At 59.7% G+C, this 22,015-nt stretch carries 16 protein-coding genes; 3 read left to right on the top strand and 13 right to left on the bottom strand.

All coding sequences use genetic code 11. The features are described 5' to 3' along the window. Positions 1 to 33 precede the first annotated feature (33 nt). On the bottom strand, positions 34 to 861 hold the full coding sequence (efeU, locus tag FHW04_RS11150) for an iron uptake transporter permease EfeU (protein ID WP_031378123.1): 828 nt from the start codon (positions 859 to 861) through the stop codon (positions 34 to 36). Positions 862 to 1,054: 193 nt separating this feature from the next. After that, positions 1,055 to 2,539, bottom strand: coding sequence for a sodium/proline symporter PutP (putP, locus tag FHW04_RS11155; protein WP_031378122.1), 1,485 nt, complete (start codon positions 2,537 to 2,539; stop codon positions 1,055 to 1,057). Positions 2,540 to 2,987: 448 nt separating this feature from the next. Between putP and putA the strand changes: the two genes are divergently transcribed. Then, on the top strand, positions 2,988 to 6,935 hold the full coding sequence (putA, locus tag FHW04_RS11160) for a trifunctional transcriptional regulator/proline dehydrogenase/L-glutamate gamma-semialdehyde dehydrogenase (RefSeq protein WP_089562015.1): 3,948 nt from the start codon (positions 2,988 to 2,990) through the stop codon (positions 6,933 to 6,935). 1,136 nt (positions 6,936 to 8,071) lie between these two features. On the opposite strand, the gene FHW04_RS11165 is transcribed toward putA, so the two are convergent. After that, a complete protein-coding gene (locus tag FHW04_RS11165; RefSeq protein ID WP_218833860.1) occupies positions 8,072 to 9,370 on the bottom strand; it encodes an NCS2 family permease in 1,299 nt (432 codons plus the stop codon). A 198-nt stretch (positions 9,371 to 9,568) separates the two neighbouring features. Further along, complete coding sequence (locus FHW04_RS11170; protein WP_158087053.1) at positions 9,569 to 9,739, bottom strand: hypothetical protein; 171 nt, start codon at positions 9,737 to 9,739, stop codon at positions 9,569 to 9,571. Positions 9,740 to 9,804: 65 nt separating this feature from the next. Here FHW04_RS11170 and FHW04_RS11175 point away from each other — a divergent pair, with 65 nt between their 5' ends. After that, positions 9,805 to 10,548, top strand: a complete 744-nt coding sequence (locus FHW04_RS11175; RefSeq protein ID WP_031378040.1) for a response regulator — start codon at positions 9,805 to 9,807, stop codon at positions 10,546 to 10,548. A 24-nt stretch (positions 10,549 to 10,572) separates the two neighbouring features. On the opposite strand, the gene FHW04_RS11180 is transcribed toward FHW04_RS11175, so the two are convergent. The 4 genes from FHW04_RS11180 to FHW04_RS11195 form a co-directional block, all read right to left on the bottom strand. Further along, the gene (locus FHW04_RS11180; protein WP_089562014.1) at positions 10,573 to 11,256 is read right to left on the bottom strand and encodes a D-lyxose/D-mannose family sugar isomerase; all 684 of its coding nucleotides are present in this window, start codon (positions 11,254 to 11,256) and stop codon (positions 10,573 to 10,575) included. Between the two features lie 42 nt (positions 11,257 to 11,298). Then, the gene (locus FHW04_RS11185) at positions 11,299 to 12,237 is read right to left on the bottom strand and encodes an ABC transporter substrate-binding protein (protein ID WP_031378038.1); all 939 of its coding nucleotides are present in this window, start codon (positions 12,235 to 12,237) and stop codon (positions 11,299 to 11,301) included. 89 nt (positions 12,238 to 12,326) lie between these two features. Further along, on the bottom strand, positions 12,327 to 13,307 hold the full coding sequence (locus tag FHW04_RS11190) for an ABC transporter permease subunit (protein WP_089562013.1): 981 nt from the start codon (positions 13,305 to 13,307) through the stop codon (positions 12,327 to 12,329). 10 nt (positions 13,308 to 13,317) lie between these two features. Then, complete coding sequence (locus tag FHW04_RS11195; RefSeq protein ID WP_031378036.1) at positions 13,318 to 14,832, bottom strand: sugar ABC transporter ATP-binding protein; 1,515 nt, start codon at positions 14,830 to 14,832, stop codon at positions 13,318 to 13,320. 147 nt (positions 14,833 to 14,979) lie between these two features. Here FHW04_RS11195 and FHW04_RS11200 point away from each other — a divergent pair, with 147 nt between their 5' ends. Beyond that, a complete protein-coding gene (locus tag FHW04_RS11200) occupies positions 14,980 to 17,583 on the top strand; it encodes an ATP-binding protein (protein WP_089562012.1) in 2,604 nt (867 codons plus the stop codon). On the opposite strand, the gene phnE (FHW04_RS11205) is transcribed toward FHW04_RS11200, so the two are convergent. The 5 genes from phnE (FHW04_RS11205) to phnP all read right to left on the bottom strand — a co-directional run bounded on the left by phnE (FHW04_RS11205) (position 17,537) and on the right by phnP (position 22,015). Then, the gene (gene phnE, locus FHW04_RS11205) at positions 17,537 to 18,421 is read right to left on the bottom strand and encodes a phosphonate ABC transporter, permease protein PhnE (protein WP_046288245.1); all 885 of its coding nucleotides are present in this window, start codon (positions 18,419 to 18,421) and stop codon (positions 17,537 to 17,539) included. The genes FHW04_RS11200 and phnE (FHW04_RS11205) overlap by 47 nt on opposite strands. Continuing rightward, entirely contained in the window at positions 18,418 to 19,278 is an 861-nt protein-coding gene (gene phnE, locus FHW04_RS11210) for a phosphonate ABC transporter, permease protein PhnE (protein WP_031377626.1), read from the bottom strand. Before phnE (FHW04_RS11210) ends, phnE (FHW04_RS11205) begins: the two co-directional genes overlap by 4 nt. 103 nt (positions 19,279 to 19,381) lie before the next feature. Next, complete coding sequence (gene phnD / locus FHW04_RS11215; protein ID WP_031377627.1) at positions 19,382 to 20,308, bottom strand: phosphonate ABC transporter substrate-binding protein; 927 nt, start codon at positions 20,306 to 20,308, stop codon at positions 19,382 to 19,384. Between the two features lie 26 nt (positions 20,309 to 20,334). Further along, positions 20,335 to 21,165, bottom strand: coding sequence for a phosphonate ABC transporter ATP-binding protein (gene phnC, locus FHW04_RS11220; protein WP_031377628.1), 831 nt, complete (start codon positions 21,163 to 21,165; stop codon positions 20,335 to 20,337). 79 nt (positions 21,166 to 21,244) lie between these two features. After that, the gene (gene phnP / locus FHW04_RS11225) at positions 21,245 to 22,015 is read right to left on the bottom strand and encodes a phosphonate metabolism protein PhnP (protein WP_089562011.1); all 771 of its coding nucleotides are present in this window, start codon (positions 22,013 to 22,015) and stop codon (positions 21,245 to 21,247) included.

Raw genomic sequence — 22,015 nt, forward strand, 5'->3', positions numbered from 1 at the left:
TGTTGAGCGCGGCAGGCACGCCCGATAAATGGCTTAGCGCACAGTGGCCGACGCGGCAGGACGCGCGGGCATAAAAAACAGAATCAGAGCGGGGATCAGATAGAGGCCCCAGACCACCACTTCGCTGACGCTGGGGGCTTCCTGATAGCCAAGTACCCCTTCCAGCAGCGTACCGAACAGCGAATGGGTCGATAAGGTGTTGCTGAGATCAAACGCCACATCCTGAAAGCGATTCCATAGTCCTGCTTCATGGAAAGCCCGAATCGCCCCGGCCGCCAGCCCCGCCGCGACAAACAGGATAAAGATGCTGGTCCAGCGGAAAAAATGGGCCATGTTAAGGCGAATACCGCCCCAGTAAAGCAGCATGCCCAGTACCACCGCGGTCGCCAGCCCCAGCACCGCACCAATCGGCGGCGCGTAGCCAACATCCTGGGTAAAGGCCGCCAGCAGGAAGAACACCGACTCCAGCCCTTCGCGCGCCACTGCCAGAAACACCATCAGCACCAGTGCCAGTCCGCCGCGCCCTGAGCGTTGCAGCGCCTGGTCCACCGCCTGCTCCAGCTCCACTTTGATATTGCGCGCCACTTTGCGCATCCAGAACACCATCGAGGTGAGGATAACCACCGCGACCAGCGCAACCAGCCCTTCAAACAGTTCCTGCTGTTTCTGCGGAAACTCGCCGGTGGTGGCGTTGATGAACAGCCCGAGCCCGAGGCAGAGCGCCGCAGCGATTACTACCCCAGCCCACATGGCAGGAAACCATTGGGTGCGCTGGGTGCGCTTCAGGTAGCTGGCTATCAGGCTGACAATCAGTGCGGCTTCTAAGCCTTCGCGCAGCATGATGAGAAACGGAACAAACATCGCCAACCTCTTGAATGTTAAGCAGCGTCAATAAAAGTAAAATCAGGTAAAATGTAAACGATACCGATTATCATTATCGCCACGAAAAAAACAAGTTGCCGGATGAGATAATTTCGCATTTGAGTGGTTTATCTTTGTAACAAAAAAAAGCCCGCCACGATTAACCGGCGGGCTTTTTTACGCTCTGCGCGCGTTATTTAGTCTGGAACTCCGCTTCCGCGGCGGCAAAACGCTGCTGCGCTTCGGCTGAAGGTTCACGTCCCATCAGGCTGAACACCACAATGGCGATACTGGCGAACAGGAAGCCCGGGATGATTTCATACAGGCCGAGCCAGCCATATTGCTTCCACACCAGCACGGTTAACGCGCCGATGATCATGCCCGCCAGCGCGCCGTTGCGGTTCATGCGCTTCCAGCACACCCCGAACAGCACCACCGGACCAAACGCTGCCCCAAAGCCCGCCCAGGCGTAGCTTACCAGGCCCAGCACCCGGTTCTCCGGATTAGACGCCAGCGCGATAGCGATTAACGCCACCAGCAGCACCATCAGACGTCCGACCCACACCAGCTCTTTCTGGCTGGCGTTTTTTCGCAGCAAACCTTTATACAGATCTTCAGTCAGGGCGCTGGAGCAGACCAGCAGTTGGCAGCTCAGGGTCGACATCACCGCCGCCAGAATCGCTGACAGCAGAATACCGGCTACCCACGGGTTAAACAGGATACGCGCCAGTTCGATAAACACCCGCTCCGCGTTGTCATTGACGCCCGCCGCCAGGGTCGGGTTGTTCTGGAAATAAGCGATACCGAAGAAGCCCACGCCGACCGCACCGGCCAGGCAGAGGATCATCCAGGTCATACCGATACGGCGTGCGGTGCGGATTGAACGGTGGGAGTCGGCCGCCATAAAGCGCGCCAGGATATGCGGCTGACCAAAATAGCCCAGTCCCCAGCCAAGCAGTGAAATCACCGCGACAAAGTTCAGACCTTTCAGCATGTCGAGGTTTTCGAGGCTTTTCGCTTCAATCACGGCCATGGAGTCAGACCAGCCGCCGACCGCGATGATGACAAACACCGGCGTCAGAATCAGCGCAAAAATCATCAGGCTGGCCTGCACCGTGTCAGTCCAGCTCACCGCGAGGAAACCGCCAACCAGGGTGTAGAGGATGGTCGCGGCTGCGCCCGCCCACAGCGCCGTCTGGTAACTCATCCCAAAGGTGCTTTCGAACAAACGTGCGCCAGCCACCACGCCAGAAGCACAATAGATGGTGAAGAACACCAGGATCACGATGGCAGAAATGATGCGCAGGATTTTACTGTGATCTTCAAAGCGGCTGGTGAAAAAGTCCGGCAGCGTCAGCGCGTTATTGTGATGCTCAGTCTGTACCCGCAGGCGACCGGCAACAATTTTCCAGTTCAGCCAGGCACCAATCGTCAGGCCGATGGCAATCCAGCTCTCGGAGATGCCGGAGATGAAAATGGCACCGGGTAATCCCATCAGCAGCCAGCCGCTCATGTCTGACGCACCGGCAGACAGCGCCGTAACCACGCTGCCGAGACTGCGGCCGCCGAGGATATAGTCATCAAAGTTTTTGGTTGAGCGGTATGCCACAAAACCAATCAGCACCATCCCAAGAATATAAACTACAAAGGTCACCAGCATCGGTGTACTTAGACTCATCTGTCTCTCCACTTATTATTTGATATCCCAGAGAAATCGCCAGCTGCCTGCTTGCCGGAACGGGGCAAAACGGACCGATTATCCTCGTCAGGGCGTTAGCCATTTCCCTGCGGCGCGGTATCCTGCCGGAAAGGCGTTCGGCGCACAATGGATTTAACACAGGCGTTACAGCGATTTCACTAACCGATTGCGAAAAAGTGTTCAGAGGTTGCACTCGCTCACATAACGTCGGTTGCAACCCGGCGCAACCTCACATAAACCGCGCGTTGCCAGGCCCGTCAGGTTGGCGAGGATCTTGCAGCAATATCCGTGCCGCATTGCAAAAATTAACAATTGACGGCGTTAAAAGGGTGTTAACTGGCTCACATTTAACACGGTTGCACAAAGTTGCAACTTAAGTGATAGTGCAGCCACGCCGTATCGAACCACTATAAGGAGCACTGGAGTCATGGGTACAACCACCATGGGGGTAAAACTGGATGACGCGACACGTGAGCGCATCAAACTGGCTGCGCAGCGTATCGATCGCACGCCACACTGGCTGATTAAACAGGCGATCTTTAACTACCTCGGCCAGCTTGAGTCGGGCGATTCGCTGCCTGAAATCCCGTTATCCAGCCTGGCGACAGTGGAGGCTGATGAGGCGCTGACCGACGAGACGCATCAGCCGTTCCTTGACTTCGCAGAGCAGATTTTGCCGCAGTCGGTGAACCGTTCGACCGTGACCGCCGCCTGGCGTCGCCCGGAGACCGACGCGGTGCCGATGCTGCTGGAGCAGGCACGTCTGCCTGCGGCGCTGGCGGAGAAAACCCATCAGCTGGCTTACCAGCTGGCCGACAAGCTGCGGCACCAAAAAGGAGCAACCGGACGCGCTGGCATGGTGCAAAGCCTGCTGCAGGAGTTCTCTTTATCCTCGCAGGAAGGCGTGGCGCTGATGTGCCTCGCCGAAGCGTTATTGCGTATCCCTGACAAGCCGACCCGCGATGCGCTGATCCGCGATAAGATCAGCAACGGCAACTGGCAGTCGCATCTCGGTCGCAGCCCGTCGCTGTTCGTTAACGCCGCCACCTGGGGCCTGCTGTTCACCGGCCGTCTGGTCTCAACCCATAACGAAGCCAATCTGTCGCGATCGCTGAACCGCATTATTGGCAAGAGCGGCGAGCCGCTGATCCGTAAAGGCGTGGATATGGCGATGCGTCTGATGGGTGAGCAGTTCGTCACCGGCGAAACCATTGCTGAAGCGCTGGCTAACGCCCGCAAGCTGGAAGAGAAAGGGTTCCGTTACTCTTACGACATGCTGGGTGAAGCGGCGCTGACCGCCAGCGATGCCAAAGCCTATCTGGTCTCCTACCAGCAGGCGATTCACGCCATTGGCAAAGCGTCCAATGGCCGCGGCATTTATGAAGGCCCGGGCATTTCGATCAAGCTGTCGGCGCTGCATCCGCGCTACAGCCGCGCTCAGTATGAGCGGGTGATGGAGGAGCTCTACCCTATTCTGAAATCGCTGACGCTACTGGCTCGCTCCTATGACATCGGCATCAACATTGATGCCGAAGAAGCTGACCGGCTGGAGCTGTCGCTCGACCTGCTGGAAAAACTCTGTTTCGAGCCGGAACTGGAAGGCTGGAACGGCATCGGCTTTGTCATCCAGGCCTACATGAAGCGCTGTCCGTTCGTGATTGACGAGCTGATCGACCTGGCACAACGGAGCCGCCGTCGCCTGATGATCCGTCTGGTTAAAGGTGCCTACTGGGACAGCGAAATCAAACGCGCCCAGATGGAGGGGCTGGAGGGCTATTCGGTCTATACCCGCAAGGTCTACACCGACATCTCTTATCTGGCCTGCGCCCGTAAACTGCTGGCGGTGCCGAACCTGATCTACCCGCAGTTTGCCACCCACAATGCCCATACGCTGGCGGCGATTTATCAGCTGGCTGGCAACAACTACTATCCGGGTCAGTATGAGTTCCAGTGCCTGCACGGCATGGGCGAACCGCTGTATGAGCAGGTGGTAGGCAAAGTGGCGGACGGCAAACTTAACCGTCCCTGCCGTATTTATGCGCCGGTCGGTACGCACGAAACGCTGCTGGCTTATCTGGTGCGTCGCCTGCTGGAAAACGGTGCCAACACCTCCTTCGTTAACCGTATCGCCGATACCTCACTGCCGATTGATGAGCTGGTCGCCGATCCGGTGACGGCGGTGGAGAAGCTGGGTGCCAGCGAAGGGGCGATTGGCCTGCCGCATCCGAAGATTCCTCTGCCGCGCGATTTGTATGGGGCTAACCGCGTCAACTCGGCCGGTCTGGATATGGCCAATGAACACCGTCTGGCCTCACTGTCCAGCGCCCTGCTGAGCAGTGCCGCGCAGCCGTGGCTGGCTCAGCCGATGATTGAAGGTGAGCTGGGTGAAGGTGAAAGCCGCACTATTGTTAACCCCGCTGCGCCGAACGATATTGTCGGACAGGTACGCGAAGCGACTGAGCAGGAAGTCTCTCAGGCGCTGGACGCGGCGGTCAACAGCGGCCCGATCTGGTTCGCCACTCCGCCTCAGGAGCGTGCTGCAATTCTGGAACGCGCGGCACAGATCATGGAAGGCCAGATGCAGCAGCTGATTGGCATTCTGGTGCGTGAAGCCGGTAAGACCTACAACAACGCCATCGCTGAAGTGCGCGAAGCGGTCGATTTCCTCTATTACTATGCCGGTATGGTGCGGGATGATTTCGATAACGAAACCCATCGCCCACTGGGTCCGGTGGTCTGTATCAGCCCGTGGAACTTCCCGCTGGCGATCTTTACCGGTCAGATTGCTGCGGCGCTGGCTGCGGGTAACAGCGTGCTGGCCAAACCGGCGGAGCAGACACCGCTGATTGCGGCGCAGGCGGTACAGATTCTGCTGGATGCGGGCGTGCCAGCTGGCGTGCTGCAACTGCTGCCGGGTCTGGGTGAAACGGTTGGCGCGCAGCTGACCGGCGACGATCGGGTTCGCGGCGTCATGTTCACCGGTTCAACCGCGGTTGCGACGCTGCTGCAACGTAATCTGGCCGGTCGTCTCGATCCGCAGGGTCGCCCGACACCGCTGATTGCTGAAACCGGCGGAATGAATGCGATGATCGTCGACTCCTCCGCGCTGACTGAGCAGGTGGTGATTGATATCGTCGCGTCTGCCTTCGACAGCGCCGGTCAACGTTGTTCTGCCCTGCGTCTGCTGTGCATTCAGGAAGATGTTGCCGACCACACCCTGAAGATGTTGCGCGGTGCGATGGCGGAATGCCGGATGGGTAATCCGGAGCGCCTGTCGACCGATATTGGTCCGGTGATCGATGCTGAAGCCAAAGCCAATATTGAGCGTCACATTCAGGCGATGCGCAATAAAGGCTTCACGGTCTATCAGGCGGTGCAGGAGAATCCACACGATAGCAAAGAGTGGAGCAGCGGCACCTTCATCAAGCCGACCCTGATTGAACTGGATCAGGTTAAAGATCTGGATAAAGAGGTGTTCGGCCCGGTACTGCACGTGGTGCGTTTCACCCGCAATAATCTGCCGCAGTTAATTGAACAGATTAACGCCTCGGGTTATGGCCTGACGCTGGGTGTACATACCCGCATCGACGAGACTATTGCTCAGGTGACGGCGAATGCCAGAGTCGGCAACCTCTACGTCAACCGGAATATGGTGGGCGCGGTGGTTGGCGTGCAGCCGTTTGGTGGCGAAGGATTATCCGGTACCGGCCCGAAAGCCGGCGGACCGCTCTATCTCTATCGTCTGCTGGCGCATCGTCCGGACGGCGCGCTGCGACTGACGTTTGATCGTCAGGATGCCGAGCGCCCTGCCGACAGCACCCTGCGTCAGGCGTTGCTGGCACCTCATCAGGCGCTGACGGGTTGGGCTAAAGAGAAGCCTGAACTGGCGGCGTTGTGCCAGCACTATGCCGATCTGGCGCAGGCGGGCGTAGTACGGTTACTGCCCGGTCCGACCGGCGAGCGCAACACGTTCTCGCTGTTGCCGCGTGATCAGGTGCTCTGTCTTGCCGACAACGAGCAGGATGCGTTAGTGCAACTGGCCGCCGTCACCAGCGTGGGCAGCAAGGCGCTGTGGCAGGATGATGAGTTGCATCGTCGCCTGCTGACTTCCCTGCCAGACGCGGTGAAAGCGCGTATTACCCTGGCGCGTGATCCGTTAGCGGCAGAATTTGATGCGGTGATTTATCACGGTGATGCCGATCAGCTGCGCACCCTGTGTGAGCAAATTGCCGCACGCGAAGGCGCGATTGTTTCGGTGCAGGGCTTCGCCCGCGGTGAGACCAATCTGCTGCTGGAACGGTTGCTGATTGAGCGTTCGCTGAGTGTGAATACCGCCGCAGCCGGTGGGAATGCCAGTCTGATGACAATCGGGTAAGGAGCTGCGTGTTCGCTGTGCGAACGGGGCTGAGAGGGTTTCGTTCACATGGTGGCCACGGGCTGGGGTTCGCTGCGCGAACGGGGCTGAGAGGGTTTCGTTCGCCAGCCGGTGAGGTTTGGCGGTTCGCTGCGCGAACGGGGCTGAGAGGGTTTCGTTCGCCGGCTGGTGAGGTTTGGGGGTTCGCTGTGCGAACGGGGCTGAGAGGGTTTCGTTCGCCGGCTGGCTGTGGCAGTTTCAGCTTCGCCGCTGCCGGCGACCGACAAGGGGGCGCCAGTCGCCGCGCCCCCTTGACCCCGGGCTCCGGCCTGCTTCACCGCCGCTTCGCGGTCCCTTCGCCTCTTCCGGATTTCTCACGGACCGTCGGGACGCGCCATCCCTGGCACGACCCCGACTCTTCGCGACCTCCCTGTCGCTCGTCCTGAAATCTCTCATCGGCTCAGCGGTTCTGACGGCCTCCTAACTTCTCGCTGTTATTTCTTTTTTTATGTCGGGTACTTTATCGCTGTCGGTTTTTGGGATTGCCTCTGGCTTTCGGCTCAGCAGACAGAATGTTATTCAACCCACCCGCTGTTATCTATTCTTTTTATGTTGGGTATTTTATCGCTGTGGATTTTTGGGATTGTCTTTTCTATCGGGTCGGCAGACAGCGCGGCTTTGTAAATCGCAGCGGTTGTTTCGTCTTTTTCAAGTTGGGTTCGTCATCCCGGTAAATATTGAGGTTTGTCTTTGCAACGGGCCATCAGACAGCACGGCAACAGCGAAATGAAAAAAATAATTACAGGCGGAGGTTTGTGAGAGGCGTCCGCAGCGCTGAGAAGTGAACGGAGGCCAGGAGAGCCGACAGGAAGTCGGCAAAAGGACGGATCGCGCCACGGATGGCGCGTCCGGCCGGTCCGTCGGCCGCAGGGAGTGACGAAGGAACCGCGCGCAGCGTGGCGCGCAGGCCGCCGGACGCCGGGATTGTTAAGGGGCGGGCGTCCGCCCCTTGACGCGTCCGCCTGCTCAGGCAATCTGAAACTCCCCACTGCCCGGCGGGCGTAACCTTACTCTATGCCAGCCCGCAGCGATACGTAACCTGCTGAATGACAGCCCGCTGCACAGCGTTAAACCACTGCCAGCCGGCTCCTGCGCATTCAGGCGCTCAGCCACCCCAACTTAATCACAAACAGAATCGACAGGATCACCAGCGCCGCGTTGACCTCTTTGGTGCGGCCACTCAGCAGCTTCACCAGCGTCCAGGTAATAAAACCAAACGCGATACCGTTGGCGATCGAATAGGTCAGAGGCATCGCCAGCGCCGTGACGGTTACCGGTGCGGCAGTGGTGATATCTTTCCAGTCAATCTCCGCCAGACCCGAGGCCATCAGCACGGCGACAAACAGTAAGGCAGGCGCAGTTGCATAGACCGGTACGCTGGAGGCCAGCGGTGAGAAGAACAGCGCCAGCAGGAACAGGACAGCGACCACAATTGCCGTCAGACCGGTACGGCCGCCCGCACTGACGCCAGCCGCAGATTCCACATAGCTGGTGGTGGTCGAAGTACCCAGCAGCGAACCAAACAGGGCGGCCGCACTGTCAGCGATCAGCGCCCGGCCCATCTTCGGCACGTTACCCTGCTCATCCGCCAGACCGGCACGTTTGGTCACGCCCAGCAGCGTCCCGGTATTGTCGAACACATCAACAAACAGGAAGGCGAAAATCACGCTTACCAGCCCGACGTTAAAGGCACCGGCAATGTCCAGTTGCATAAAGGTCGGCGCGATCGACGGCGGTGCAGAGAACACGCCGGCAAAAGGTGACAGGCCGATACCCATCGAAATAAAGGTCACCAGTAAGATACCGATCAGCACTGCGCCGGTTACACGACGCGCTTCCAGCACCACAATCACGATAAACCCCAGCATGGCCAGCAGCGGCCCAGGCTTAGTCAGATCGCCAATCCCCACCAGCGTAGCGGGGTTATCGACCACAATGCCCGCCCCTTCCAGCGCAATCAGCGCCAGGAACAGCCCGATACCGGCACCAATACCGGCGCGCAGCGGCAGCGGAATGCTGGCAATGATCCATTCGCGGATTTTAAAAATCGACAGCGCAAAGAAGATTACCGCCGACAGGAATACCGCACCCAGCGCCACCTGCCAGGTGTAGCCCATGTGCAGCACCACGGTGTAGGTAAAGAAGGCGTTCAATCCCATGCCCGGTGCCAGTGCAATCGGGTAGTTAGCGATCAGCCCCATCAGAACGCAGCCAATCGCCGCCGCCAGACAGGTGGCCACAAATACCGCGCCTTTATCCATGCCGGTGGCACCCAGAATGCTCGGGTTCACAAACAGAATGTAAGCCATCGCCAGGAAGGTGGTGATGCCGGCGATAATCTCGGTGCGAACCGTAGTGTTGTGTGCTTTGAGTTTGAATAATTTTTCTAACATCATCATCTCTCGATACAGGAGACGTCACGAATGTGCGTTCTCACTTGCCAAAGGGGTTTGCATGCTGATTATTCTGTTTCCGGTACAGCGAAACGGGCTGCTGCATACTCGCTAGCCTGAATTCGGTGAAAAAACGTTTATTGACCCACAGCCCAAAGCAATTGCCATGCCATAAGCCGACGCAATCGATTACCTGGCGCGCTACAGAAGGGCTAAGACAATTCCGAACCAAAACAAGGCGCGATTATGGTGCAATGCACTGATTGTGCGCAATCGTTTTCCTGCGGCGACATTGACCGCCTGAAAAACTCTGCGCCAGCGCACGATTCCGCACTCTGCCAGGCGAAGCTGGTCACGTTTCAGCAGGCTCATACAGCAACCGTTGTTAGCCTGTGTACACTCCAGAATTAACTCTTTCGTAACATTGGGGCCGCGCAATGAAGCCAGCGATTTTGGTGGTGGATGATGATCTTGCCGTCTGCGACGTGTTGCAGGACGCGCTAAGTGAACATGTGTTCAATGTCTACAGCTGTCATCAGGGCAAAGAGGCCCTGACGATGCTCCATCAGCACCCGGAGATTGGGCTGGTGATGCTGGATATGATGCTGCCGGATACCAATGGCCTGCTGGTGTTACAGCAGTTACAGCGCCAGCGGCCCGATGTGCTGGTGATTATGCTGACCGGAATGGGATCGGAAGCGGAAATGGTGGTCGGGCTGGAGATGGGCGCGGATGATTATATTGCCAAACCGTTTAATCCACGGGTGGTAGTGGCACGCGCGCGGGCGGCCCTGCGCCGGGGAGGACGCCTGCTGCCGGCCGAACAGGAACAGGAAGGCTGGCGCTTTAACGGCTGGCAACTCGACGAGAGCCGCTGCCAGTTATTTAATCCGCAACGTGAACTGGTGCCGCTGACGCAGGGCGAATATAGCCTGTTGCGTGCGCTGGTGCGTCATGCCCGCAAGGTGCTGACCCGCGATCAGCTGCTGGAGCTGACCCACAGCGAAACGCTCGACGTATTTGATCGCACCATCGACGTACTGATCATGCGGCTGCGGCGTAAGATCGAAACCAATCCACATCAGCCTAACCTGATCCGCACCATTCGCGGCCTCGGCTATGTTTTTTCCGCTGATGTGGTCAAACCCGATACGCTGGCGCGCACCAGCCAGATTGCCTGACTGACCGCGCCGCGCCTGCCCTGCTCACGGTAGCCAGTGCGCATAATCGTTGCACAGCAGCCAGCGCGGCGTCTCATCCTCCAGCAGTGGATTGAAACGTGCCAGCGGCGTCAGAAACACGTTGTCATTTTCGTCATCATTCGGCATCGACACCTCACCCACCAGCACGTCCCCGAAGCCGTTCTCGCCCCAGAAACTGTGCCAGATGCCCGCTTCCAGCGTCACGCTTTCACCCGGTGACAGCCGCAGTTGCGAGCCGGCAACGTGCGACTGACGCATGCCGTCGAGCGTCACCGCGACCGCCGAATGTGCCAGTCCGTCGCCGTCGCGGTTATGTATTTCGATAATCAGATTGCCGCCGCCGCGATTGATAATGTCTTCCATTTTCTGCGGATGATAGTGCATCGGCGTCCGCTGGCCCTCACGCACGTGCATCACCTTTTCGGCATAGGGTTTGTGCCACGGATGCCCACCCGGTGAACCGTTACGCAGAGTGAACAGCGTCAGACCGGTGTGCAGAAAGTCAGCCGCGCCAAAGCTGGTCAGATCCCAGCCCAGCCGCAGCGCCAGAATCTCCTGCGCCTGCTGACGATCCTGAGCGCGCCACTGGCTGAGGCTGAAATCGGCCCACGGCGGCAGATGCACATCCTGACGCATCAGAAACTCGCGGGTCAGTTGCAGATAGTGATTCACCTGTGATCGCTGCATTGTGGCCTCCTGTGGGCGGCACCCGACGGTGCCGCCGGTGGCTTATTTCACCGTCCAGCCCTGATAGCTGCCGATGTTGTTACGATCGATCAGCTTCACCGGAATCAGCACCGGCTTATCGGGTGCCGGTTTGCCCTGCAGAATGTCATAGCCGATCTCCACCGCTTTGGCCGCCATCACCTGCGGGTCCTGCGCCGGTGTAGCGACGAACAGCGAGTTCTTACGTTTCAGCGCCTCTTCACCGTCCGGCGATCCATCGACGCCGACAATAAAGAATTCGTTACGTTGCGCCTGTTTGGCCGCCAGATCGGCACCAATCGCCGTCGGATCGTTGATGGCGAATACCGCATCGATCTTCGGATTCGCCGACAGCAGACCGGTCATCACTTCCAGCCCGCCTTCGCGGCTGCCTTTGGCGTTCTGGTTGTAAGAGAGCAGCTTGATATCCGGATGGCGCTTCAGCTCGGTCATACAGCCCTCAACGCGGTTCTGTACCGCCGAAACCGGCGGCCCGTTGATGATCACCACGTTGCCTTTGGCTTTCAGACGGTCAGAAATATATTTACACGCCATCACCCCGGCCTCGGTGTTATCGGAGGTGATGGTGGCGTTGGCACCATCGGCCGCCACGTCAACCGCCACCACCACGATGCCGGCGTCCCGCGCCCGTTTCACCGCCGGGGCGATGCCTTTGGAGTCGGCAGCGTTGAGGATGATCATATCGACTTTCGCCGCGATAAAGTTATCGATCTGGCCGACCTGCTGACCGAGATCGTAACCGCTGGAGACCAGCGTCACGTTGACCTTATCCCCCGCCAGTTCCCGCGCTTTCATCTCCGCACCTTTGGTGATCTGCACGAAAAACGGGTTAGCCAGATCGCCGACCGTCACGCCGATAGATTTGAGTTCTTTTGCCTGAGCCATGCCGGTACTGAACAGCGTCGCCGCCAGCAGTCCGGTTACAATCGGATTAAAACGCATAGACCTTCTCCTGCGGTTATCAAAGTGCCAACGACTAAATGGCGTTTTTATGGCGGCGGACGCGCGGCTGCGCATCCCCCTTTCCAGCCTTAACTCACGTGATGGCGGGTGCGATATTTGTCGATCAGCACCGCAATAATGATCACCGCGCCCTTGATCACCAGCTGCCAGAAATAGGAGACGCCCATCAGCGTCATGCCGTTATTCAGGGTGGCGATAATCAGCGCGCCAATCAGCGTACCGGTAATGGTGCCGATGCCGCCGACGAAACTGGTGCCGCCGAGGATCACCGCAGCGATTGCATCCAGCTCATAGCCGACGCCGAGGTTACCGTTGGCGCTGTAGAGCCGTGAGGCGCTCATCAGTCCGCCCAGCCCCGACAGCAGGCCGCTCATGCCGTAGACAAAAATCAGCACCATGCTGACCTTGATGCCGGTCAGGCGGGCAGCCTGCATGTTGCCGCCCACCGCGTAGATATGTACCCCAAGCGTGGTGCGGCGCAGGATAAACCAGCAGATAGCGATGACAGCGAATGCGATCACAATCAGCCACGGCACCGGGCCGAGATAGCCGTTGCCGATCCATTCAAAATTGATATCGGAGTTGATTACCGTGGTGCCGTCCGCCAGCAGATAGGCCGCTCCGCGCAGCGCGGTATAGGTGCCAAGCGTGACGATAAACGGCGGCAGCCCTGCCCACGCCACCAGCACACCGTTGAACAGCCCCATCACCAGTCCGGCACCCAGCGCCATCGGAATGGTCATTGAGGCCAGCATTGGATCGAGCGACGCCACCAGCGCCACCACTGCGGTAGTGCCCAGCATTGATCCGACCGACAAATCGATGCCGCCGGTCAGGATGACAAAGGTCATGCCCGCCGCCAGCACGATATTGATTGAGGCCTGGCGGGTAATGTTCAGCAGGTTCGCTTCGGTAAAGAAGTTCGGCGTAACAAAGCCAAACACCGCCACGATCAGGATCAGAATCGGCAGGATACCGACGGTTTGCAGCAGATCGCCCATCAGCGCGCGTTTCAGCGTCGGGGCTTTGGTCCGGGCCAGTTGTGTCATGATGGTATCCTTATACCTCGAGCGGTGACGCGCTGTGCGCACCGGTTGCCAGCGTCATAATATTTTCCTGACTGATGTTGCTGCCTTCCAGCTCACCCACGATGGTGCCTTCGTGCATCACGTAAACGCGGTCGCTCATCCCGACCACCTCCGGCAGTTCGCTGGAGATCATTAAAATCGCCACGCCCTGCCGCGCCATCTGCTGCATCATGCGATAAATTTCGCTCTTCGCGCCGACATCGACGCCACGCGTCGGCTCGTCGAGGATCAGAATGCGCGGGCCAATCGCCACCCAGCGCGATATCAGCAGCTTCTGCTGATTACCGCCGGAGAGTCCGCCAGCCCGGACCTGGGCATGCGGCACCCGGATATTGAGTGAAGCGATCGCCTCATTGGCAATCGACTGTCCTTTGCGACGGTCTAGCATGCCGTAGCTGGCATCACGTTCCAGCGTGGCCATCACGATGTTTTCCTGCGCCGCCATCTCCAGAAACAGCCCCTGCTCTTTGCGGTTCTCGGTCAGAAAACCGATCCCGCGCGCAATCGCCTCACGGGGTGAGCGAATCGTGACCTTCTCGCCGTCGATCCAGATCTCGCCGTCTTTCGGTGGGTGTACGCCAAATATCAGCTGCGCCAGTTCGCTGCGCCCCGCACCCACCAGCCCGGCCAGCGCCACGATTTCACCGGCCCGCACCGCCAGACTGCTGGGATGAATTTTGCCGCCGTCGGTGAGGTGATTCACCGCCAGCCGGATATCGCCGAGCGGAATAGTACGGTCCTTATTGAACAGATCGCTGAGCGGCCGCCCGACCATCATCCGCACCAGTTCGCTGGCGTTGAGCTGTTCGCGGGTCAGACTGCCGACATACTGGCCGTCGCGCAGCACGCTGACCCGGTCGGACAGCTCATAGACTTCGGCCATTCGATGACTGATGTAGATGATCGCCATCCCTTCGCTGCGCAGCCGTTTAATCAGCGCAAACAGCTGTTCGGTCTCACGGTTGGATAGCGCCGCGGTTGGCTCATCCATCACCAGAATGCGGCTGTTACGTTGCAGCGCACGGGCAATTTCTACCTGTTGCTGCTCGGCAATGCTCAGCCGGCTGACCAAATCCCAGGCGCTGAACTGCGCGCCCAGCCGGTCGATAACCCGCTGCGCCTGCTCCGCCATCTGCCGCCGCTTCACCAGCCCACCGGGCGCAATTTCGCTGCCGAGGAAGATGTTCTCCGCCACTGTCAGATTGGGCGCCAGATTGATCTCCTGATAGATCAGGGTAATCCCGGCGGCCAGCGCCTCTTTGGGCCCCTTCAGCGCATAGGGTTTACCTTCGATTAAAATTTCCCCGCTGCTGGCGGTATAGGCACCGGCCAGAATCTTCATCAGCGTACTTTTACCGGCGCCGTTCTCGCCCATCAGGGCGTGAACTTCGCCGGGATAGACGGTGAGATCGACCCCTTTCAGGGCATAAAAACTGCCGAAGCGCCGGGTGATCTCCCGCATTTCCAGTATCGGTGTGGCTGTCATCGGCCGGCTCCTGCTGATTATGAAGAGCCGCCAGTTAAGCAACGCCAGATAAACGGAAAATGTCAGGGCCCGTTCATATTTGTCATATTCGTCCGCCTGTGCGCTCCTATACTCGGCCCATCGTTGCAGTGATGATGAGGTCGTGGGATGCAGCGCAGTTATCCGTGGCAGGCCGGGGCGCGCGGCCGCCTGTTACTGTTCAATCTGCTGGTGGTGCTGGTCACGCTGATGGTGAGCGTGGTGGCGATCTTTGGCTTTCGTCATGCTGGCGCGATTCAGGAACAGGCCCAGGCGCAGACGCTGGCCGACATGAACGGCAGTCTGGCGCTGGCGCGCGATACCGCCAACGTGGCCACGGCGGCGGTGCGGCTGTCGCAGGTGGTCGGGGCGCTGGAGTACCAGAGCGAATCACAACGCCTGAAACAGAATCAGCAGGCGCTGCAGCATTCACTGACGCTGCTGGCCAGTGCGCCGCTGGCAGCGCGCCAGCCGGAACGCATCGCCCGCATTCGCGCCCGCAGCCTGATGCTGGAACAGACCATCAACCAGTTACTGCTGACCGGCCATCAGCGCCACCTGCAACGTAACACCATGCTGAGCGACCTGTGGCAGGCGCAGCTGTTGCTCAGCCATATCGACCAGCTGGTGCGACGTGAACAGCAGACTCAGCCAGACGCCGCGCTGCGCCAGCAGACCGAGCGGCTGATCGGGATCGCCATTCGTACTCCCTCGCCCGTCGCGGTGATCGATCAGTTACAGCAGGTGATGATGCAGTGGCGCGCGGTGCCGTTGCAGGGCGTCACCGGCGAGAAAGTGCAGCGCCTGCTGGCGACTCAGCAGCGCCTGCTGCCGCTGGCCGATGCGCTGGAACAGAGCGATCTGGCGATTGCCTACGCCACCTATCGCATCAAAGCGCTGGTGGCGATGCTCAATGAGGACATCAGTGCCTCGGTGCAGCAGGTGGCGTTGCAGAGTGAGGCGCGGACCCTCGCCACCCACCGCGAGCTGGATTCGATAATCGGCTTTATTACGCTGTTTGCGCTGCTGGCGCTGGCGATCACCGGTTACGCCGGCATCTATATCTACCGCAATCTCGGTTCCAGCCTGACGGCGATTGCCGGGGCGATGACCCGGCTGGCGCAGGGTGAACAAAACGTCAGCGTGCCGGGGCTGCAACGGCGGGATGAGCTGGGCGAGCTGGCGCGCGCCTTCAACGTCTTCGCCCGCAATACCGCCTCGCTGGCCCACACTTCACGCCTGCTGAAAGAGAAGAGCAACCAGCTGGAATCCACTTTTCTGGCGATGCGCGACGGGTTTGCGCTGTTTGATAACGACGGTCAGCTGGTGGTGTGGAATGCGCAGTATGCCGAGCTGCTGGGCATTCCGCCGCGTGAACTGCACCGGGGCGTGCCGTGGCAGCAGCTGCTGCAACCGCTGGCGGTTGATCTGCATGGACCCGGTGAACCGCAGGAGATCCGGCTGGCCGATGGGCGGACGCTGGAACTGCGCTTCAGCCCGATCCCCCGGCGCGGCATGGTCAATACGGTGCTGGAACGCACCACCCGCAAAGCGCTGGAAGAGGCGTTGCTGCACAGCCAGAAGATGAAAGCGGTCGGTCAGCTGACCGGCGGCCTGGCGCACGACTTTAATAATCTGCTGGCGGTGATCATCGGTAGCCTGGCGCTGACCGAAGGCCAGCTGACGCCTGGCCCACTCGCCAGCCGGATTGAGCGGGCGCGCCAGGCAGCCGATCGCGCTGCCCAGCTGACCCAGCGTTTGCTGGCCTTCTCACGTAAACAGGCGCTGTTTCCACGCGCGGTCTCGGTGGTGACGCTGGTGGATAATCTGCAGGGGCTGTTGCAGCACTCGCTGCTGCCCGGTCAGCAACTGGTTATTGATGCGCAGCGTCCCGGCTGGCCCGCCTGGATCGATGCCAGCCAGCTGGAAAACGCGCTGATGAATCTGGTGGTCAACGCCCGGGATGCGATGCAGCAGCAGAGCGGAGAAATCCGCATCCGCATCTGGAACCAGCGGCGACTGGAGCAGGAGGAGAAACGTGACCGTGTCACAATTGAGGTAATTGACCACGGTTGCGGCATGTCGGCCGCGGTGCGCGAGCAGGTATTTGAGCCGTTCTTCACCACCAAAGCCACCGGCAGTGGCAGCGGGCTGGGGCTGTCGATGGTGTATGGCTTTGTCCGCCAGTCCGGCGGTCAGATTGAACTGGAGACGGCACCGGGACAGGGAACCACGGTGCGGCTGCTGTTGCCGCGCGCGCCAGAGATGCCGGCCACCGCCCCGCTCCCGCCGGTCCAGCCGACGCCACCCGACGCGGCCAACGATCGGCTGGTGCTGGTGCTGGATGATGAACCGGCGGTGCGCCAGACGCTGTGTGAGCATCTGCACCAGCTAGGCTACCTGACGCTGGAGTGCGGCGACGGTGAACAGGCGCTGGCGCTGCTGCGTCAGACGCCCGATATCGATCTGCTGATCAGCGATCTGATGCTGCCGGGCGAGATCAACGGCGCTGAGATGATCCGCCAGGCGCAGCAGAACTGGCCGCAGCTGGCGACCCTGTTGATCAGTGGTCAGGACCTGCGCCACCAGCCGGTCACCTTACCGCTGTGCGAACGGCTGGCGAAGCCCTGGCAGCAGGCGCAGCTGGTGCAGGCGCTGCAGCGCGCCTGGCAACGCAGCGAACGGCTTAATCGCGCCCAGCAGGCTGCCACAGCGGCACCGGTGTCCCGCTGATATAGCGCTTGCGCAGACGACTGGAGAGCGCATCCATCGCCATCACCACCACCACCAGGATCAGCGTCAGGAACATCACCACGTCCCAGTTCCACAGCCGCATATTCTCGGCATACACCAGGCCGACGCCACCGGCGCCGACGAAGCCCAGCACCGCCGCTGAGCGGGTATTGGACTCAATCTGATAGAGGCTGAGCGCCAGAAACTGCGGGAACGACTGGGTAAAAATGCCGAAACGGTGCTTCTGCAGACTGTTGGCACCGACGGCACCCAAGCCGCGGCTCGGCGAGCGCTCAACCGATTCGTGCCCTTCGGCATACAGTTTGCCCAGCAGCCCGACATCCTGCAGGATAATCGCCAGTACCCCGGCCAGTGGCCCCATGCCGACTGCCCGGACAAAAATCAATCCCCAGATCGCCATGTCGATGCCGCGCAGCAGGTCAAACAGCCGGCGCATCACAAAGGCAACCGGTCGGGTCGCCCGGCTGTGCATCACGTTGCGCGCCGCCAGAAATGACAGCGGCAGCGCCAGCAGCGTGGCGGTCAGGGTGCCGGCAAACACGATGCCCAGCGTAATCCCGACCTGCGAGAAGTAGTAGCCAAACGGCCAGTTGGCAAAATCCTGCCAGACAAACATCCGCAGAAAGTAGCGCCCCAGTTGCTGACAGCCGTTCAGCAGGCGCGACCACTCAATGCCATAAAACGAAAAGAAGAACAGATAGTAGAGCAGCAGCGCCAGCGCCAGCAGGCCAAGGCGGCGCAGGTAGCGCGGTTGCGCGGCAAACAGCGCGCGATGCTGCGCTCTGAGATGCGTGATATCCGGTACGACGCTGATCATGCGGTTTCTCCTACGACGCGACGGCGCAACTGGCCGGAGAGCGTATCCAGCAGCGACACTACAATCAGGATCAGCAGCAAGGTCATGCTCACCTGGTCGTAGCGATCGAGTTTGATATTGGTCATCAGCTCCTGGCCGATGCCGCCCGCGCCCACCAGCCCGAGGATGGTTGAGGAGCGGAAGTTGATCTCCAGCCGCATAAAGCTGTAGGAGAGAAAGATCGGTTTTACCTGCGGCCAGAAGGCGAAGCGCATCCGCTGCAGGGTGGTGGCACCACAGGCCGCCAGGCCGCGCACCGGCTTGTCAGACGCCGATTCAATCGCCTCGTAAAACAGTTTGGTCAGGCTACCTATCGTGTGCAGCGCCAGCGCCAGAAAGCCGGGGATTGCGCCGATGCCAAACGCCATCACGAACATCACCGCCCACGCCAGCTCCGGCATGGTGCGCAGAAAGGCGACAAAGGCGCGGATAGCCAGTCGCAGGCTGGCGGGCGTACGGGTATTGTCAGCGGCAAAAAAGGCCAGCATTGCCGCCAGCGCCACTGCCAGCAGAGTGGAGGCCAGCGCCAGCTGCAGCGTTTCCCAGATCAGCGGCAGCTGGATCGGCAGACGGTAGCCCCAGTAAGCCAGCGACCCTTCGGTTTTGCCATCCGCGAACAGCAGCGGCAGATGCAGCACCGGCATAATTTCATGCAGATAGTCGAAGAAGTGTGGCAGCGACTGCCAGACGGTCAGCAGATTGAACTCCGCCACGTTGCCCGCCGCCAGATAGAGGGCGACCAGCAGCAGTGACCAGAGCAGCGTGTCGCGCTTCTGCTGGTGTCGGATGCGTTGGTAGTAACGTTCGAATTCGGTCAAGAGGGGGATCTCCGGAGCTGAAGCAGCGGGACGCCGGCCGGTTTGCCGCGTCCCCCTTCCCCGGATAGTCAGGGAAGGAGGTAATGAGATTGCCGCCGCCGCGTTAGCCGCGGCTGCCTTTCATCAGGTCGCGCTTCATATCAATGATGTTCTGATAATCTGCCACGGTGGCATTACCGATATGCTGCTCACCGCCAACCGCTTTGACGAAACAGGCGTGATCTTCTTTATCCAGCTTCTTAATCGCCGCCACCACTTTGGCTTTAAAATCCGCCGGCAGTTTGTTGCTGACCAGCACCGGACCGTTGGGGATCAGCGGCGACTGCCAGATAATGCGGATCTGCTTCATCAGATCCGGATGGTCCATACGGATCAGACGGCCAAATGCGCCGGAGGTATAGCCGCTGTTGTAATCGCCGACCAGTGAGGTCCAGGTCACTGCGCCGTCGAACTGGTTGTTCAGCACGCCGAGAATGTCCTGCTCATGGCCGCCGGAGAAGGTCACGCTGGAGAAGGTATTGTTGTATTTATCGTCTACCGTGCCGCCAAACTGTTTCTTAAAGGTCTGGTTAGGCATCAGAAAGCCGGAGGTCGAATCGGGATCGGCCATGCCAAACGATTTGCCTTTCAGGTCTTCCAGTTTTTTATACGGGCTGTCCGCTTTGACGATCACCACCGAGTGATAGCCGCGTGACTGATCTTTGTCATCCACCACAATGCCGACCACATCGACCGCTTTCGGGTCCTGCAGGTAAACCGAGGCAAACGAGGCCGGTGACATGCTCAGCACCATATCAATTTTGCCGCCCAGCAATCCCTGGATCACCCCGGAGTAGTCAGAGGCGTTACGCATCTGCGTATCCACGCCCAGCTCTTTATCAAAGAAAGTCTTCACACACTGGTTATCACCAATCTGCTGGGTGGCGTTTTGTCCGCCCAGAATGCCGAGGTTGAGTTGTTTCGGCGCATCCGCTGCGTTAACACCAAAAGCCATTACACCCGTCAGTAGCGCTAAAGAAGTCAGTTTCATTCGAGGTTGTTCTCTTGCCGTGGAAGTTAGTGGATCTGATTAAGTTCATCGCCGTACAACTGATGCAGCAGGCTGTCGGTAAGCTGCGACGGATGGCCATCGAACAGCACCACCCCGCGCTGAATACCAATCACCCGGGTGCAGTAACTTTTTACCAGTTCGATTGAGTGCAGGTTCACCATCACGCTGATGCCCTGCTCGCTCACCTGACGCAGCACATCCATGATGCGTTTGGTGTTTTTCGGGTCGAGTGACGCCACCGGCTCATCGGCCAGCAGGATTTTGGGGTTCTGCATCAGCGCCCGGCAGATCGCCACGCGCTGCATCTGACCGCCCGACAGGTTTTCCGCGCGTTGCAGCGCCTGCGGCAGCATGTTCATCCACTGCAGCAGTTCAATCGCGTGGGCGCGGTCATGGTCAGAAAAAATTTTAAAGAACGATTTCAGCGTACTGGTCTGGCTCAGTCGGCCCAGCAGCACGTTGGTCAGCACATCGAGACGCGGCACCAGACAGAAATCCTGAAAGATCATGCCGCACTGGCTGCGCCATTCCCGCAGCTGGCGGCTGCTGAGTGCGACCACGTTGCGGTCCGCTTCGCCCTGATGCAGGCTGATAATCGCGCCGGAGCTGGCGGCAATGGTGCCGTTGAGCATGTGCAGCAGGGTCGATTTCCCGGCGCCGGAACGGCCAATCACCGCCACCAGTTCCCCGGCGTGCAGATCGAAGCTGACCTTATCCAGCACCTTGCTGTCGCCGTACGCTTTGCTCAGACTCTGCACCGACAACACTTTTTGTCCGCCGAGACTGGCCGGTGGCAGGTCGTTATCGACCACCGTTTTCAGAAGTGCCTGTGCCATATTGTTCTCCGTCATCACTGATTACGTTCTGCCGGTTATTAAGGCGTGGCGGCATGAAGGCGGCATGACAGTCAGATGATCAAACTGTGACAGGCCAGCCGGAGCCCGATGACAGGATCAGACCATCGCGCGCAGGCTGAACCGCCTCTGGCAGCGGGTGATTGGCTAACCAGTTGTCCATCTCGTGACTGAGGTGGGTTAACCAGGCCTGACGCGGCTGAAGCCGGTCGATGATCGCCAGCGCCAGGTTGAGATCGTTGTGATTGCGCGGCGCGGTCTGCGGCGGATCGTTACAGTCGATCACCAGCCGATCGAGCGGCTGACCGCGCAGAAAATCTTCGGTATCGGGCGGCAGGCCACAGGTATCGCACAGCCAGGCCAGCCGGCTGCCCTGCCAGTCGAACAGGTAGCCATGGGTCAGCCGTGAATGCTGCAACGGCAGCGGCGTGACCTGCAGTTCACCAAACGACTGGGCAACAAACGGGGTTAATGAGGGCCGGAAATCGAGCAGGCCGGGATGCTTAAACAGGTCATCGCTGCCGCGCGTATCGGGCGGCCCCCACACCGGAATAGAGGCACCCTTGCCCCAGCGCAGCGCAAACAGCCCCTGCACGTGATCCATATGGTAGTGCGTCAGCAGAATGCGGGTCAGCTCACCGGGCCGGAAACGCGTGGCCAGCAGCGGCAGGCCGGCGTCGAGCAGGATGCGCTCGTTGCCCGCCTCAATCAGCGCACTGCACGGCGCACGATGATAACGCCGGTCCTGCTGCGCTCGCTGACAGGCGCGGCAGTCGCAGCCAAACAGTGGCGCGGCGGTGACCCCGCCAGTCCCCAGAAAAGTGAGCTTCAT

Source organism: Pantoea sp. AN62, from assembly GCF_050432985.1.
Classification (GTDB): Bacteria; Pseudomonadota; Gammaproteobacteria; order Enterobacterales; family Enterobacteriaceae; genus Pantoea; species Pantoea brenneri.